Origin of the sequence: Streptomyces marincola (assembly GCF_020410765.1) — a bacterium.
In the GTDB taxonomy this organism is placed as follows: Bacteria; Actinomycetota; Actinomycetes; order Streptomycetales; family Streptomycetaceae; genus Streptomyces; species Streptomyces marincola.
This window is the reverse complement of record NZ_CP084541.1, coordinates 4,018,792-4,033,052: the sequence shown is the minus strand read 5'-3', so window position 1 is coordinate 4,033,052 and position 14,261 is coordinate 4,018,792. Positions and strand designations below refer to the sequence as shown.

The 14,261-nt window shown below is 73.7% G+C and carries 15 protein-coding genes; 7 read left to right on the top strand and 8 right to left on the bottom strand.

Annotated elements, in window-relative coordinates:
- Nucleotides 1-296: 296 nt before the first annotated feature.
- The 5 genes from LC193_RS17735 to LC193_RS17715 all read right to left on the bottom strand — a co-directional run bounded on the left by LC193_RS17735 (nucleotide 297) and on the right by LC193_RS17715 (nucleotide 3,790).
- A complete protein-coding gene (locus LC193_RS17735; protein WP_226075377.1) occupies nucleotides 297-602 on the bottom strand; it encodes a DUF4229 domain-containing protein in 306 nt (101 codons plus the stop codon).
- An 89-nt stretch (nucleotides 603-691) separates the two neighbouring features.
- Nucleotides 692-1,270, bottom strand: coding sequence for a GNAT family N-acetyltransferase (locus tag LC193_RS17730; protein WP_226075376.1), 579 nt, complete (start codon nucleotides 1,268-1,270; stop codon nucleotides 692-694).
- A gap of 70 nt (nucleotides 1,271-1,340) precedes the next feature.
- Nucleotides 1,341-2,507 (bottom strand): aminofutalosine synthase MqnE, encoded by a 1,167-nt coding sequence (mqnE, locus tag LC193_RS17725; RefSeq protein WP_226075374.1) that lies wholly within the window; start codon nucleotides 2,505-2,507, stop codon nucleotides 1,341-1,343.
- 86 nt (nucleotides 2,508-2,593) lie between these two features.
- A complete protein-coding gene (locus LC193_RS17720; RefSeq protein WP_086159022.1) occupies nucleotides 2,594-3,055 on the bottom strand; it encodes an Lrp/AsnC family transcriptional regulator in 462 nt (153 codons plus the stop codon).
- A gap of 69 nt (nucleotides 3,056-3,124) precedes the next feature.
- On the bottom strand, nucleotides 3,125-3,790 hold the full coding sequence (locus LC193_RS17715; RefSeq protein ID WP_086159023.1) for a UbiX family flavin prenyltransferase: 666 nt from the start codon (nucleotides 3,788-3,790) through the stop codon (nucleotides 3,125-3,127).
- Between the two features lie 174 nt (nucleotides 3,791-3,964).
- Between LC193_RS17715 and LC193_RS17710 the strand changes: the two genes are divergently transcribed.
- Both LC193_RS17710 and LC193_RS17705 read left to right on the top strand, forming a co-directional pair.
- The gene (locus LC193_RS17710; protein ID WP_226075372.1) at nucleotides 3,965-5,113 is read left to right on the top strand and encodes a hypothetical protein; all 1,149 of its coding nucleotides are present in this window, start codon (nucleotides 3,965-3,967) and stop codon (nucleotides 5,111-5,113) included.
- A gap of 142 nt (nucleotides 5,114-5,255) precedes the next feature.
- Nucleotides 5,256-6,137: an Fpg/Nei family DNA glycosylase gene (locus tag LC193_RS17705; RefSeq protein WP_226075370.1), complete on the top strand. Its 882-nt coding sequence runs from the start codon at nucleotides 5,256-5,258 to the stop codon at nucleotides 6,135-6,137.
- Nucleotides 6,138-6,170: 33 nt separating this feature from the next.
- Here LC193_RS17705 and LC193_RS17700 read toward each other — a convergent pair whose 3' ends face one another.
- The gene (locus tag LC193_RS17700; protein ID WP_226075368.1) at nucleotides 6,171-7,697 is read right to left on the bottom strand and encodes a protein kinase domain-containing protein; all 1,527 of its coding nucleotides are present in this window, start codon (nucleotides 7,695-7,697) and stop codon (nucleotides 6,171-6,173) included.
- 75 nt (nucleotides 7,698-7,772) lie between these two features.
- On the opposite strand from LC193_RS17700, the gene LC193_RS17695 reads away from it, so the two are divergent.
- Together LC193_RS17695 and LC193_RS17690 are read left to right on the top strand one after the other, a co-directional pair.
- Nucleotides 7,773-8,372 (top strand): SecDF P1 head subdomain-containing protein, encoded by a 600-nt coding sequence (locus LC193_RS17695; protein ID WP_226075366.1) that lies wholly within the window; start codon nucleotides 7,773-7,775, stop codon nucleotides 8,370-8,372.
- A 130-nt stretch (nucleotides 8,373-8,502) separates the two neighbouring features.
- Nucleotides 8,503-9,594, top strand: a complete 1,092-nt coding sequence (locus tag LC193_RS17690; protein ID WP_226075364.1) for a sigma-70 family RNA polymerase sigma factor — start codon at nucleotides 8,503-8,505, stop codon at nucleotides 9,592-9,594.
- Here LC193_RS17690 and LC193_RS17685 read toward each other — a convergent pair.
- The gene (locus LC193_RS17685) at nucleotides 9,481-9,867 is read right to left on the bottom strand and encodes an STAS domain-containing protein (protein WP_226075362.1); all 387 of its coding nucleotides are present in this window, start codon (nucleotides 9,865-9,867) and stop codon (nucleotides 9,481-9,483) included. The two genes, LC193_RS17690 and LC193_RS17685, sit on opposite strands and share 114 nt — an antisense overlap.
- On the bottom strand, nucleotides 9,864-10,340 hold the full coding sequence (locus tag LC193_RS17680; RefSeq protein ID WP_226075361.1) for a GNAT family N-acetyltransferase: 477 nt from the start codon (nucleotides 10,338-10,340) through the stop codon (nucleotides 9,864-9,866). The genes LC193_RS17685 and LC193_RS17680 overlap by 4 nt, the downstream gene beginning before the upstream one ends.
- 229 nt (nucleotides 10,341-10,569) lie before the next feature.
- Here LC193_RS17680 and LC193_RS17675 point away from each other — a divergent pair, with 229 nt between their 5' ends.
- Genes LC193_RS17675 through LC193_RS17665 form a run of 3 tightly spaced genes read left to right on the top strand, consistent with a single transcriptional unit; the run spans nucleotide 10,570 to nucleotide 14,253 of the window.
- Complete coding sequence (locus tag LC193_RS17675) at nucleotides 10,570-11,406, top strand: hypothetical protein (protein ID WP_226075359.1); 837 nt, start codon at nucleotides 10,570-10,572, stop codon at nucleotides 11,404-11,406.
- The gene (locus LC193_RS17670) at nucleotides 11,396-12,694 is read left to right on the top strand and encodes a hypothetical protein (protein WP_226075357.1); all 1,299 of its coding nucleotides are present in this window, start codon (nucleotides 11,396-11,398) and stop codon (nucleotides 12,692-12,694) included. Before LC193_RS17675 ends, LC193_RS17670 begins: the two co-directional genes overlap by 11 nt.
- Nucleotides 12,691-14,253, top strand: a complete 1,563-nt coding sequence (locus LC193_RS17665) for an SCO6880 family protein (protein ID WP_226075355.1) — start codon at nucleotides 12,691-12,693, stop codon at nucleotides 14,251-14,253. The genes LC193_RS17670 and LC193_RS17665 overlap by 4 nt, the downstream gene beginning before the upstream one ends.
- Nucleotides 14,254-14,261 lie beyond the last annotated feature (8 nt).

Genomic DNA, 14,261 nt, shown 5'->3' with positions numbered 1-14,261 from the left:
GGAGGAAACGCGCCTATCGGCGCGTGGCTGCGCTGAACAGTCGGGAGAACGGAACGTCAGCGACAGGCCGCGGTCAGACAGCGGCACAGATCGATGTGCAGACGCGCGACGAGCAGAACGCTCGTGAGACGGCGGCGCGCGACTGGTGTGTTCATGCCGAGCACGGTAGCACCCCCGGAATGGCACGTCATGGGTGGAAACGGAACACCGTCGCAGCACAACGCCCCCGAGGGAGGAGTGATTCCCTGCGGGGGCGTACGGGGGGCGTGAGGCGGATCACGCCCGAGGGCCGTGCCTCAGGCGGCGTCGTCCTCCATGCCGCGGTTGGCGTCGAGCTTGGCCTTGGCGTTGCTCCTGGCGCGTTCGATGCGCGGCACGATCTGCTGGGACATCGCCTCCCGCTGCCCGCGGAGGACGACGAGGCTGATCGGCGCGGACACCACGATGGCGAGGACGGCGAGCCACAGCGGGTTGGCCGTGCCGATGGACTCCGGAATGACGCCCACGTAGGCGAGCACCGCGAGTACGGCGAAACAGACGGCGAAGATCCCCAGCCGCATCCCGGTGTAGCGCAGTGTCGCCGCGGTGGTGTTCGTGCTCACGGTGCCTCCTCCTTCACATGTCCTTCCAGTGAAGCACGGCCCCCCGGCGCCTCCGCGACCGGGCTCGGGCGGCGTCGGGCGCGCGGGGCTCAGCCCAGCGGCAGCCACATGGTGATGTCGTCGCGGAACTCGCCGTCGCCCAGCCTGATCGCCCCCGGCACCCGCCCGACCTCGCGGTAGCCGCAGGCGGCGTAGAACCGTTCGAGCCCCATGCCCCCGCGGCAGGTCAGCCGTATGCCGGTGATGCCCGGGTCGATGGCGGCGGCGGTGGCCGCCGCGGCCAGCAGCTCCCGGCCGGCGCCGCCGCCCTGCCGCTCCGGGTGCACCATCACCGTCCCCAGCCACACCCAGTGGCGCATGAGGCGGTGGGTGTTCAGCGAGAAGAACGCGGTGGCCACCGGCCGGGCGCGCTCGTCCGTCCCGACCAGCAGCCGCGTGGTGCCCTCGGCCATGCCGATGAGGTGTTTGCGCAGCTCGGGGGCGGTGTCGGCGGCGGTGACCGGCGGCACGAAACCGACGGCGCCGCCCGCGTTGACGACGTCGGCCCACAACTGGGCGACGCCCTCCCGCAGTTCCGCGGTGACGGGCGGATCGAGCACGTAGGAGAGCCGGGCCCGGCCAGGCGGGGGCGCCGGGTGCGGCGGGGCGTTCGTGGGAGCGTTGTTCATCAGGCGTGCGTCACAGCGTTCGTCGTGGTGTTCCGTCGGACTCCGTCGCGGTTCGTTCCCGCGGCGCCGCTCACACCCGCATGGGCTGCGGCGACTCGCGGCGGCCCGGGTCGGGCCCGTCGTACTCGCGGACGACCTCGTAGCGCGTGTTGCGCTCCACGGGGCGGAACCCGGCGTCGCGGATCAGGTCGAGCAGGTCCTCGCGGGTCAGCTTGTCCGGCGTGCCGAAGTTGTCCGCGTCGTGCGTGATCTTGTACTCGACGACCGAGCCGTCCATGTCGTCCGCGCCGTGCTGGAGCGCGAGCTGCGCCGTCTGCACGCCGTGCATCACCCAGAAGACCTTGACGTGCGGCACGTTGTCGAACAGCAGCCGGGACACGGCGAACGTGCGCAGCGCCTCGGCGCCGCTCGCCATCGTCGTGCGCGCCTGGATGCGGTTGCGGATCTTGCCGTCCTTCATGTCCACGAAGTCGTGCTGGTAGCGCAGCGGGATGAACACCTGGAACCCGCCCGTCTCGTCCTGGAGCTCCCGCAGCCGCAGCACGTGGTCGACGCGGTGCCGCGGCTCCTCGATGTGCCCGTACAGCATGGTGCAGGGCGTCTTCAGGCCCTTGGCATGCGCGAGCCGGTGGATGCGGGACCAGTCCTCCCAGTGCGTCCTGTGGTCGACGATGTGCTGCCTGACCTCCCAGTCGAAGATCTCGGCACCGCCGCCCGTCAGCGATTCGAGACCGGCGTCGATCAGTTCGTCGAGGATTTCGGAGGCCGGCAGCCCCGAGATGGACTCGAAGTGGTGGATCTCGGTCGCCGTGAACGCCTTCAGCGACACCGTCGGGGGCAGCACCTCCTTCAGCGCGCGCAGCGACCTGGGGTAGTAGCGCCACGGCAGCGTGGGGTGCAGGCCGTTGACGATGTGCAGCTCGGTCAGGGCCTCGCCCTCCATCGCCTTGGCCAGCCGGACGGCCTCCTCGATGCGCATCGTGTACGCGTCCTTCTCGCCCGGCTTGCGCTGGAACGAGCAGTAGGCGCACGAGGCGGTGCACACGTTCGTCATGTTGAGGTGCCGGTTGACGTTGAAGTAGACGACGTCGCCGTTCTTGCGCGTCCTGACCTCGTGGGCGAGGCCGCCGAGCCAGGCCAGGTCGTCGGACGCGTAGAGCGCGATCCCGTCCTCGCGGGTCAGCCGCTCGCCGGCGCGGACCTTCTCTTCCAGGTCCCGCTTGAGTCCCGCGTCCATCGCCTGGCGCCTCCTCGTTCGTCTCGCGCTGCGTCCCGCGCCGCTTCCCATCCCGGCCGCGCGCCGTCCCCGGCCGCGCGTCGAGCCTACGCCTGCGTGCCGTCGGGCAGCTCCCCGACCCGGTTCTCCCACTTGGTGGACAGCACGATCGTGCTGCGCGTCCGCGAGACGCCCTGGATGCCCGACAGCCGGCGGACGGTCCGTTCCAGGCCGTCCACGTCCCCGGCCCGCACCTTCAGCATGTAGGAGTCGTCGCCCGCGATGAACCAGCAGTCCTCGATCTCCTGGAGCGTGCGCAGCCGGGCGGCGACATCCTCGTGGTCCACCGCGTCCGACAGCTGGATGCCGATCAGCGCGGTCACGCCGAGGCCGAGCGACCTGGCGTCCACCGTCGCCCGGTAGCCGGTGATCACCCCGGCGGCTTCGAGCCGGTTGATGCGGTCGGTGACGCTGGGGCCCGAGAGGCCGACGAGGCGGCCCAGCTCCGCGTAGGACGCCCGGCCGTTCTCGCGCAGCGCCTGAATCAGCTGCCTGTCCACCGCGTCCATCGTCGCAGCGCCTTCCTCATCCCCGTTGCCACGTACACAGCAGAATCTAAGGCATGCGCGCCCGGTGACCTAAGACTGCTGGGCCGAACGGCCACCTCCGCCCAGTTCCCCGCGCCACCGGCGGTACAGGGAGTGCCGGACGCCGACGGCGTCCAGGGCCCGCCCTGCGACGAAGTCGACCAGGTCCTGGATGTGGGTGGCCCCCGCGTAGAACGCGGGCGCGGCCGGCAGCACCACCGCCCCCGCGTCGTCGAGCGCCACCAGGTGCCGCAGCGTCTGGCCGGTCAGCGGCGTCTCGCGCACCGCGACCACGAGGGGGCGCCGCTCCTTCAGCGTCACGGACGCCGCGCGCTGGAGCAGGTCCTTGGACAGCCCGAGCGCCACCCCGGCCACCGCGGCCGTCGACGCCGGAACGATCAGCATCCCCTTCGCCGGGTAGGACCCCGAGGAAGGGCCGGCCGCCAGGTCGCCGGCCGGCCAGTAGCGCACCCCCGAGACGTCCGGGTCGAACGCGCCCTGCCCGCCGTCCGCGCCGAGCGCGAGCCAGGCCCGCAGGTCCTCGGCCCAGTGCCCGTCGCGCAGCGAGCGGCCCGTTTCGTCGAGCAGGGTCAGCCGCGCGGCGCGGCTGACCATCAGGTCGACCGCCTCGCCCGCGTCGAGCAGCGCCCGCAGAAGTGCCGCGGCGTACGGCGTGCCCGAGGCCCCCGACACCCCCACGATCCACGGCTGACGCATGCCACGAGGCTAACAAGCCGCTTACCGGACGGTGACACCTCGGCCACATACGGCGCCCCGGGCGGGAGCGCCGCGCCGCGCCGGTGGAGACTGGACGCACGAGCCACGCCGGGTCACCGCGTGCCTCACCCCCGTCGCCCCACGGACAGGAGTGCAGACATCAGTACCCGCACGATGCTCACGCGGCTGAGCGCCCTGGGCGGCGCCGCGGTCCTGGTGGCCGTGACCGGGGCCTGCCAGGTGGTGCAGGACGCCAGGGCAGGACTCGAAGTCTCCGACGCCGTCGACGAACTGCTGTCCTGGGAGGCCGTCACCATGGTGGCCTCGGTCGACGCCACCCCGGAGGAAGTGCACGACTACCTCGTCAGGAGCGGTGCGGAGCGGCCCACGATGGAGCAGGCGCGCCTGCTCGCCGAGCTCGAACTGACCGTCGCGGTGGGCGACCCCGAGCAGGAGACCCGGCTGAACGACCTCTCCGCGGGCGATCCGCTGGACGGCGGCATGACCGTGAACTTCGGCGGGCGCGACGTCGCGGGCGTCAAGCAGCTGGCGGGCCGCGTCTACGCGCGCGTCGGGGCGCAGGCCGTCATCGAGGACGTGTACGGCGGCGGCGAGGCCGCCGTGGCGCGCGCCGAGCGTTTCGAACGCGACGCCGCCGCGCTGCCCGACGAGCTGAGCACCGCGACGGCGGCGCTGCGCGGTGACTGGGTCGAGATCGAGCCGTTCGAACGGGACGCCTACGCCGCCTCCCTCACCGAGCACGCCGGCGTGCCCGCCGATGCGGCCGGGGACACGGCGGCGGCCCTGGTGGACGCCGCCGACCTGCTCGCCCCTGAACGGCTGTGGGACGCCGTCCACCGCGTCGACGGCGCGCTGCGCTCGGGCGCCTCGGTGCGGCCGGCGGGCGAGGAGCGCGGCGCGCGGCTCGTGGGCGTGCGGCTGCCCGCCGGCGACGCGCACGAGGCCGTCGGGCCGCTGCTGGCGCTGCTGACCGAGCAGAGCGAACGGTTCGGACTGCCGCCGCTGGTGGCCGAGCCCGCCGACCCGGACGCCCCCGTGGCCGCCGAGCTGGCCGTCCGCAACGGCGTGCTGACGCACGCGTCGTTCGACCTGGCGCAGTTCGCCGGGCCCGGCGCCGGGTCGCTGCCGCTGGAGATCTTCCTGGCGGGCGGCTCCGCGCTGAACCTCGCCCCGCCGCAGAACGGCGCCGGGCCGCTGACCCCCGACGAGCTGAACGTGGCGCTCATGTTCCTCGCCGACCGGCAGGAGGAGCGCGCGCGGGACGAGGACCGCGCGGACGTGCCGGGCCCGATGCAGCCCTGAGCCGCCGCGCGCCGGGGCCGGCCGCCTTCGGCCGGCCCCGGCCGCGCACGGGGGCGCGGCGGGCGGAGGGCCGGGGGCCGGGGGCCGGGGGCCGCGGAACGCTCCCACCCGAACACCTCAATCCGGGCATAAGCTTGAACACATGCCCGAACTGCCCGAAGTCGAGGCACTGCGCGAATTCCTCACCGGCCGCCTCGTGGGCCGCGAGGTGGCCCGCGCGCTGCCGGTCGCGTTCCACGCCATGAAGACCTACGACCCGCCGCTGTCGGCGATCGAGGGCCGCACGGTCACGGCCGTCGGCCGGCACGGCAAGTTCCTCGACATCATGGCCGGTGACCTCCACCTCGTGTGCCACCTCGCGCGCGCCGGGTGGCTGCGCTGGCACGACGCCGTGCCCGCGGCGCCGCCGCGCCCTGGCAAGGGGCCGCTGGCCCTGCGCGTGACGCTGGCCGCCCCCGAGGGAGGCCGTTCCCCCGGCGCCGGCTTCGACCTGACCGAGGCCGGCACGCAGAAACGGCTCGCCGTGTACTGCGTGCGCGACCCCGCCGAGGTGCCCGGCATCGCCCGCCTCGGGCCCGATCCGCTCGACCCCGCGTTCACGAGGGAGGCGTTCGCCGGGCTGCTGCGCGGGGAGACCCGCCGCCTCAAGGGGGTGCTGCGCGACCAGAGCGTCCTGGCCGGCGTCGGCAACGCCTACTCCGACGAGATCCTGCACGCCGCCCGCATGTCCCCGTTCAAGCCCGCGGGCGGCCTCACCCCCGAGGAGACCGGCACGTTGTACGACGCGCTGACCGGCACCCTGCGCGCGGCGCTCGACCGGTCGCGCGGCCTGGCCGCCGGGCAGCTGAAGGCCGGGAAGCGGACCGGTCTCCGCGTGCACGGGCGCACCGGCGAGCCGTGCCCGGTCTGCGGCGACACCATCCGCGAGGTGTCCTACCGCGACTCCGCGCTCCAGTACTGCCCGGCCTGCCAGACCGGCGGCAGGCCGCTCGCCGACCGCAGGCTCTCCCGCCTGCTCAAGTGACCGCGCGGGCCCGCGCCGGTTACTTCGGCCGCCTCAGTCGGCCTCCGCCTCCACCGCGACGCCGTGCGCCCGCACGATCTGGGCCAGACCGCCCGGGTACTCCGCGCTGACCGCGGCGAACCACCAGCCGTCCTCCTCCCTGACCAGCTCCCCGAGCGTCACCCCCGCGGCGCCGCGCGGGCCCGAGGGGAAGCCGAAGCACAGCAGCTCCTCGCCGCTGCCCGGGTCGATCAGCCGCACGTGCAGCAGGCCCACGGCGGACAGGTCCTGCCCGCGCGCCTCGGCGTCGTGGACGGACAGCACGAACACCACGCGCTCGGCCGCGGCGCCCAGCGCCCCCGGCTCCACGACCAGCCGCGCCTCGGGCCCGTCCGCCGTCAGCCGCACGCCGACGCCGTCGGGCTCGGGGTTGTTGTAGAAGACGAAGTGGCCCTCCGTCGGAACGCGGCCGTCCGCGCCGACCACCAGCGCGCTCGCGTCCACGTCGGTGTCATCGGGCGCCTGCCAGTCCAGGCCCACCTCGAACGCCGTCGCGCCCGGCAGCACGTCCGCGAGCCGCATCCGCTGCCCGGTCGCCACCGGCAGCGCGCCGCCGCCCGGCCGCGGGCAGCTGGCGAGCAGCACCACCCGCGGGTCGAACGGCGGGACCACGCGCGTCGGCTCGTACGCGAGCCCGGCCCCGGCCGGCGCCCCGGCCGCGAGCGGCTGCGGCACCGCGAGCCGCCGCAGCCGGCCCGCCACCTCCTCCGCGCTGCCCGGCCGGTGGGCGGGCCGCTTCGCGAGCAGGGCGAGGACCAGCTCGTCCCAGTCGGCCGGCAGCCCGGGGCGCAGCGTGCTCGGCACCTCCGGCGCGCTCTCCATCTGCTGCCGCAGCAGCTGGTACAGCGAGCCGCCGTGGAACGGCGGACGCCCGGTGACCAGCGCGTACAGCACGCAGCCCGCCGAGTACAGGTCGCTCGCCGACCCGACGGCCGTGCCCTCGATCTGCTCGGGGGACATGTAGGCAGGGGTGCCGACCACCACGCCCGTCGAGGTCAGCCGCGCGTGGTCGGTCGAGTCGGCGAGCACGGCGGCGATCCCGAAGTCGAGGACCCGGGCCACCCCGTCGGGGCCGACCATCACGTTCGCCGGCTTCAGGTCCCGGTGCACCACGCCCGAGCCGTGCGCGACGGCGAGGGCCTGGCAGACGTGCTCGCCCCAGCGCGCCACGTCGTCGAGCGGCGGCAGCGCGCCGTCCTCGGTGATCATCTGCTCAAGCGAACGCCCGTGCAGGCGTTCCATCACCAGGTAGAGCACCGAGTCCGACTCGCCCTCGAACCGCGTCTCCCCCACGTCGTGCACGGTCACGATGAACGGGCTCGACAGCCCGGCGAGCAGCTTCGCCTCGCGTTCGAAACGCTCCCTGGCCCGCGGGTCGCGGCCCACGGTGACCGTGCTCACGAGCTTGACGGCGACCTGCCGTTCGAGCCTCAGGTCGAGCGCCTCCCAGACGGTGCCGCTGCCCCCGGCGCCCAATCGGCGGCCGAGCCGGTACCGGCCGTCGATAATCCGGTCCTGCATCCCACGCACCCCCTGCGAACTGACCGCGGTACCGATACTTTAAGCCGCACGGAACCGCGCGGGAGGGGAGCGGGTATGAGCGACGGCGCGGTCGGCCCGGTGCCGGGGGGCGAGCGCCTGGCGGGGCCGTTCCTGGTGACCGTGGCCCTGGTCCTGCTCGGCTCCCTGCTGACCTTCCTCGCCCTGCGCTCGGCGGACGGGCGGCACGCCGCGGGCGCGGGGTTCGCGGCGGACGCGCGGCCCCCGGCGGCCGGGGCCGCCGGGCCGCTGGCCCACCCGCTGCGCTTCGTGCCCGTGCAGGCGCAGATGCGCGGCGCGTGCGGGGCGGCGTCGGGCGAGACGGTGCGGAGCCCGGAGACGGGCGACTGCCTCACGCTGGCCGCCGACGCGGGTTTCGAGGTGGAACGGCTGCGCACGGCCGAGGCGCGCCTCGACGCGGACGGCGGCTGGCTGGTGAGCATCGCGTTCCTGCCCGAGGACGCCGTCGGCTTCGGCGAGCTGACCGCCCGCACCGCCGTCCGCCGTCCGCCGGGCAACCAGCTCGCCGTCGTGCTCGACGGCCGGCTGCTGACCTCGCCCGCGGTCACCGGGCGGATCGACGGCGGCGCGGTCGACATCCGCGGCGCGTTCAGCCGCGCGGAGGCCCACGACCTGGCGGAACAGCTGCGCGGCTGACGCCCGGCGGGCGTCGGCCGCCGCCGCCCCGCGGGCGCGGGGCGAGCGCGTCAGGGCTGCGTTGCCAGTCATTGTCAGTGGGGCTCACTAGGGTTCCCGACATCAGGCCACACCGCCCACGGGAGCCCAGATGACCAGCGACAACGCCACCCAGGACGACACGCGGACCGACGCGCCCGCGCCCGGCGGGGACGTGCCCGGCGGGCACGTGCCCCGGCAGCGCGTCGGCGACGGGGGCGCGGAGGCCATCGGCACCGAGGCGCTGGAGCGCCACCGCAGGGAGCTGACGGCGTACTGCTACCGCATGCTCGGCTCGGCCTTCGAGGCCGAGGACGCGGTCCAGGAGACGATGGTGCGCGCCTGGCGCGGCCTCGACCGCTTCGAGGGCCGCTCCTCGGTCCGCTCCTGGCTGTACCGCATCGCGACGAACGTGTGCCTCACCATGCTCAGCGGCAGCAGCAAGCGGGCCAGGCCGATGGACCTGACGGCCTCGTCGAGGACCGCGGAAGCGGTGCTCGGGCCGCCGCTCGCGGAGACCGCGTGGGTCGAGCCGATGCCCGACAGCCGGACGCTGCCGCAGGACCCGGCCGAGTACGCCGAGGCCCGCGAGTCGGTGCGGCTGGCGTTCATCGCCGCCCTCCAGCACCTGGCGCCCAAGCAGCGCGCGGTCCTGATCCTCAGGGAGGTGCTCAGCTGGCGGGCCGCCGAGGTCGCCGAGCTGCTCGGCACCACGGTCGCCTCGGTCAACAGCGCGCTCCAGCGCGCCCGCGCCACCCTCTCGGCCTGCGGCGTCACGGAGTCGGGGCCGTCCGCGCCGCTGTCGGAGGAGCACAAGGCGCTGCTCGCCCGGTACATGGAGGCGTTCGAGAGCTACGACATGGACGCCCTGACCGCGCTGCTCGCCGAGGACGCCACGCTGTCCATGCCGCCGTACACGCTGTGGATGCGCGGCCCGTCCGACATCAAGGACTGGATGCTCGGCCACGGCAGGGACTGCCGCGGCTCCCGCCTCATAGCCACCCGGGCCAACGGCGCCCCCGCGTTCGGCCAGTACCGCCCGGCGCCCGGCGGCGGCCACGAGCCGTGGGCGCTCCAGATCGTCGAGGTCTCAGAGGGCCGGATCACCGGGCTCAACTCGTTCCTGGACACGGCCAGGTTCTTCCCCCTGTTCGGCCTGCCCGACCGCCTCCCCGAGACCGAGCCAGCCGAGGAGGACCTGTAGTCCCGGACTCACGCGCACCAAGCGCACCCGGCAGCCGAGGCGGGCGGCGGTGAGCCGCAGCCGGGCGACCGCCTCGACGGTCGCCGGGTCGGTCCCGCGCACCTCCCCCAGATCGACGACCACGTCACGCGCCCCGCTGCCGCGCACCGTCTCGGCCAGCCGGTCGCACAGACCCTGCACCTCGGACCGCGCCACGGGCCCCGGCACGACGAACACCTCCGCACCCACCACGGCCTCCTTCTCCCCGCTCGGGGAGAAGACCGGCCCGCTCACGCGAACTCATCGCCCGCGCCGTCCTCCTGACGCGGCAGCGGACGCACCCAGCGGCGCCACTCCTCCTGCTCCCGGTACCCGGCGGACTCCCAGACGCGGTGCGCGGACTCGTTCCGCGTCAGCACCATCGCGTCGGCCCGCCGGCCGCCGAGGCGGGCGAACCGCCGTTCCGCCGCGCCGAGCAGGGCCCGCGCGACGCCCTGCCGCCGCCGTTCCGGCAGCACCGCCAGCCGGTACAGGTGGCAGCGCCACCCGTCGAAACCGGCGATCACGGTGCCCACCAGCTCGCCGCCCTGCTCGGCGAGCAGCAGGGCCTCCGGGTCCCGCGCGATCAGCCGCCGCACGCCGTCGAGATCGTCACTGATGCTCACACCCTCGGCGGCCACGCGCCAGAACGCGAGCACGGCCTCCGCGTCACGTTCCGCAGCCGCCCGCACACACGGCCGTTCCACGGCCCGTCGTTCCGCTTCCACCTGTCGTTCCCGCTCCTGTTCCCGTCGCCGTTGCCGTTCCCGGCTCCGGCCTGGCGCATCGTGCATTCCGGCATCCCAGCACACCGCCCGCACCACGCGTTCACCCACGCCCCGCGCGGGTCCTCCACCGCCGTAGATCAACTGGGTCGCGGACGAGCGGAACGTCCGCGCAGGGCGCTAACGTCATGTGAGGAGGTAATAGACTCGCTGCTGTTGAAGGGGCGCGCACATGAGTTACGGCGACGATTACGAGGACACGAGCGCCCGCCGCGTCCCTTCCCAGACCCGGACCCGCCTGCCCGAGCAGGCCGACTCCCCCACCCGGCGCCCCGCCGCGTCCCCCCGCCGCAGCCTGGTCACCATCCTCGGCGTGGTCGTCCTCCTGTTCGCCGCCATCTTCTTCGCCAACCGCACCGGCGACGAGGGCGGCAGCCCCGGCGGGACGGACGACGCGAGCGGCACCGAGCCCACGCCCGGGGCGACCGCCCCCAGTGGTGAACAGCCCGTGGAGGACGCGTTCAACGGCATCCCCACCGGCCACCCGCAGACCGAGCAGGGCGCGCAGAGCGCCGCGGCGAACTACGCGGTGGCCCTCGGCGGCGTGGAGATGTTCAACACACAGCAGCGGCGGACGATCGTGGAGACCGTCTACGCGCCCGAGGCCGCGGGCAGCCGTGTCGAGGAATACGACGCCGCGTACTCCGACCCCGACTTCCTCTCCCGCATCGGCCTGACGGAGACCGGCGAAGCTCCCAGCGGGCTGACGTTCGTATCCCGCACCATCCCTGTCGGCACGACGATCACCGAGTTCGGCGGTGACACCGCAAGCGTCTCGGTCTGGTACTCGTCCTTGTTCGGGCTGGCCGGCACCGAGTCGAGAAATCCGGTGACCGAGAGCTGGTACACGAACACCTACGACCTCGCCTGGGTCGAGGGTGACTGGCGGATCACCGACTTCACGCAGGAAGACGGGCCCGCACCGGTCGGTCGCGACCAACGGGCCTCGACGGCAGAGGAGATGGCCGATGCGATCGAGAGGTTCGGAGGGTTCACGTATGCGCGCTGAGACCCGCCCCCGCCCGCCGTGGCGGGCCTTCGCCGTCATCGGCCCACTCGGCGGACTGGCCACCGCGGCCACGGTGTTCGCGCCGCACGCCCGGGCGGACGAGAACGAGGACGAGTGCGACCTCATCCGCGGCGCGGCGCGGGATTACTGTGAGGGGGACGCCGAGTCCGGGGGCGGCGGGGACGGCGCGGGCGTCAGCAACCTCGACGTCTCGCTCGACCCGCTGTGGTCCCTGGCCAACGGCTGCGCCAGCGCCGCCGCCTGGATCGTCAACGAGCTGTCCGACCTGGTCAACTCGACCGCCGCCATCGACTTCACCAATGCGTCCTTCCTGCGCCAGTACGCCGTCGTGTTCGCCGCCTCCACGGTGCTGACGCTCATCCTGTGGCTGCTCGCCATCACCAAGCGCGCCATCCGGGGCGTGCCGCTCACCACGGCGCTCTCCGAAGCGGTCGGCTTCCTGTGGCTGACCGTCATGGCCTCGGCGTTCACGCCGCTCATCCTCTACGTCGTCGTGTCCGCGACCGACAGCGTGACCGCCGCCATCGTCGCCGGCACCGGGGACAACTCCGACGCGTTCTTCGGCAGTTTCGCCGCCGCGCTCGAAGCGGGCGAGGACATCGGCGGCGGCCCGATCATGCTGATCGTCGTGTCCCTCATCTCCATCCTGGCCGCCGGCGTGCTCGCCCTCGAACTCGTCATCCGCGCCGCGATGCTGTACGTCGGCGCGCTGCTCGGGACCGCCGTGTACGCCGGTCTCGTCGACAAGAACCTGTGGGGCCACGTGCGCCGCTGGGCCGGCATCATGATCGCCGTCATCCTCATCAAGCCCGTGATCGTGATCGTGCTCGGTCTCGCGGGCGCGCTGACGGCCGACGACAGCGCCGGCCCGACCGCGGTCTCCTCGATCATCTCGGGTCTGGCCATCATCCTGCTGGCCATCTTCGCCTCCGCGATGATCTACCGGTTCGTGCCCGGGTTCGGCGACGAGATCGTCAACCACCGCGCGATGCGCCAGGACACATCGAGCCGCGCCGCGAAGGCCGCCGTCTCCAGCCCGGCCTCGATGCTGCGGCAGGGCATGAGCACCCACGGCGGGCGCGAGGGCGCGGCGGCCTCCGCCGCGACCGGCGGCGGTGGCGCGGCCCGCCCGGCGAACCCGGTGGCGGGCGGTGTCGCAGCACACAGTTCCCGTACCGGCCAGTCGGGTTCATCATCGTCCTCGGGGCCCGGCGCGGGCGGCGGCAGCCGCACCGGTAACCAGGGCAATCGAGGAGGCAGCCGGTGACCGCACCACCCCAGACCCTCACCCGGCGGCGCACCTACCTGATCGGCCGCGCCCGGCCGCAGGCGATCGTCGGCAAGAACCGCGAGACCGGCGAGATCGCCCTCATCGTCGTGGGCGCGTTCCTCGGCATGATGAGCGGCCTCCTCATCCCCTCGCTGACGCTCCGCATCGTCGGGCTCGCGGGGTTCCCCTTCCTCGCTCTCGCCGCGGTCTACATGCCGTACCGCGGTCGCACGTTCTACAGGTGGTTCGAGATCAACCGCAGTTTCCGCCGCTTGCTGCGCCGCGGCGCCACGTACCGGTCCGGCGCCGCCGAGGCCGGCGTCACCCTGGACGGCCGCGAGATCGAGGTCGGCGCGCCGCCCGGCGTCGGGCGGGTCCAGTGGCTCGCGGCCGCGTTCGGCCCCGACGAGCTGGCCGTTCTGCTGCACACCGACCGCAGGACGATCACGGCGGCCATCGAGATCGAGGGCCCGGGCGTGGGCCTGCGCGACAGCGAGGACCAGGAGGCGCTGGTCGAACGGTTCGGCACGCTGCTCAAGCACGTGGCGAACGGCGACGGCCACGTGTCCCGCCTCCAGATGCTCGCCCGCACGCTGCCCGCCGACCCCGACGCGCACGCCAACGACGTGCACGAGCGCGGTGACGAGTCCTCGCCGCGGTGGCTGCGCGACTCCTACGAGCAGCTGGCGTCGATGGTGTCCACGTCGAGCGAGCAGCACCGCGCCTACCTGGTGGCCTGCATGCACCACTCGCGGGAGCTGAGCAACGAGGCGCAGACCATCGCGCGCGCCTCCCGGGCCGGCGGCCGGGAGAGCCGGGGCCGCCGCATGTCGCGCGACGAGGGGCTCGCGGTCATCATGGCCAGGGAGCTGACCGACATCTGCGCGCGCCTCGCGGAGGCCGACATCCGGGTGCGGCAGCCGCTGGGCGAGGCGCGTCTGGCCTCCCTGATCCACTCGATGTACGACCCGGACCACCCCATCGACCACATCCAGGCCATGTCCAAGCGGAACGCGTGGCCGGCCGAGCTGGACGCGCGGGAGGCCACGTACCTCCAGGCGAAGACCCGCGAGTCCGACACCAGGGACCCGTGGTGCCACGCCACGGCCTGGGTCAAGGAGTGGCCGATGACGCCGGTGGGGGTCAACTTCCTGGCCCCGCTGCTCGTGCACACCCCCGACGTGATCCGCACGGTCGCGGTCTGCATGGACCTGGAGCCGACCGAGATCGCCATCGAGCGGATGCTGACGGAGAAGACGAACGACGAGGCCGAGGCGTCCAGGGCGGCGAAGATGAACCGGACGGTCGACCCGCGGGACGTGGCGGCCCACGGCCGCGTCGACCAGCGCGGCGACGATCTCGCGTCCGGTGCCGCCGGGGTCAACATCGTGGGCTACATCACCGTTTCTTCGCCGCATCCCGAGGCACTCGCGCGGGACAAGCGCACGATCCGCGCGTCGGCGGGTAAGTCCTATCTGAAACTGGAGTGGTGCGACCGGGAGCACCACCGCGCGTTCGTCAATACGCTGCCGTTCGCGACGGGCATCAGGCGATGAGGCCCTCC

Coding starts and splice junctions, on each gene's coding strand:
- LC193_RS17730 (WP_226075376.1), bottom strand. CDS start 1,270: ATGAACAACGCTCCCACGAACGCCCCGCCGCACCCGGCGCCCCCGCCT.
- mqnE (WP_226075374.1), bottom strand. CDS start 2,507: ATGGACGCGGGACTCAAGCGGGACCTGGAAGAGAAGGTCCGCGCCGGC.
- LC193_RS17720 (WP_086159022.1), bottom strand. CDS start 3,055: ATGGACGCGGTGGACAGGCAGCTGATTCAGGCGCTGCGCGAGAACGGC.
- LC193_RS17715 (WP_086159023.1), bottom strand. CDS start 3,790: ATGCGTCAGCCGTGGATCGTGGGGGTGTCGGGGGCCTCGGGCACGCCG.
- LC193_RS17710 (WP_226075372.1), top strand. CDS start 3,965: ATGCTCACGCGGCTGAGCGCCCTGGGCGGCGCCGCGGTCCTGGTGGCC.
- LC193_RS17705 (WP_226075370.1), top strand. CDS start 5,256: ATGCCCGAACTGCCCGAAGTCGAGGCACTGCGCGAATTCCTCACCGGC.
- LC193_RS17700 (WP_226075368.1), bottom strand. CDS start 7,697: ATGCAGGACCGGATTATCGACGGCCGGTACCGGCTCGGCCGCCGATTG.
- LC193_RS17695 (WP_226075366.1), top strand. CDS start 7,773: ATGAGCGACGGCGCGGTCGGCCCGGTGCCGGGGGGCGAGCGCCTGGCG.
- LC193_RS17690 (WP_226075364.1), top strand. CDS start 8,503: ATGACCAGCGACAACGCCACCCAGGACGACACGCGGACCGACGCGCCC.
- LC193_RS17675 (WP_226075359.1), top strand. CDS start 10,570: ATGAGTTACGGCGACGATTACGAGGACACGAGCGCCCGCCGCGTCCCT.
- LC193_RS17670 (WP_226075357.1), top strand. CDS start 11,396: ATGCGCGCTGAGACCCGCCCCCGCCCGCCGTGGCGGGCCTTCGCCGTC.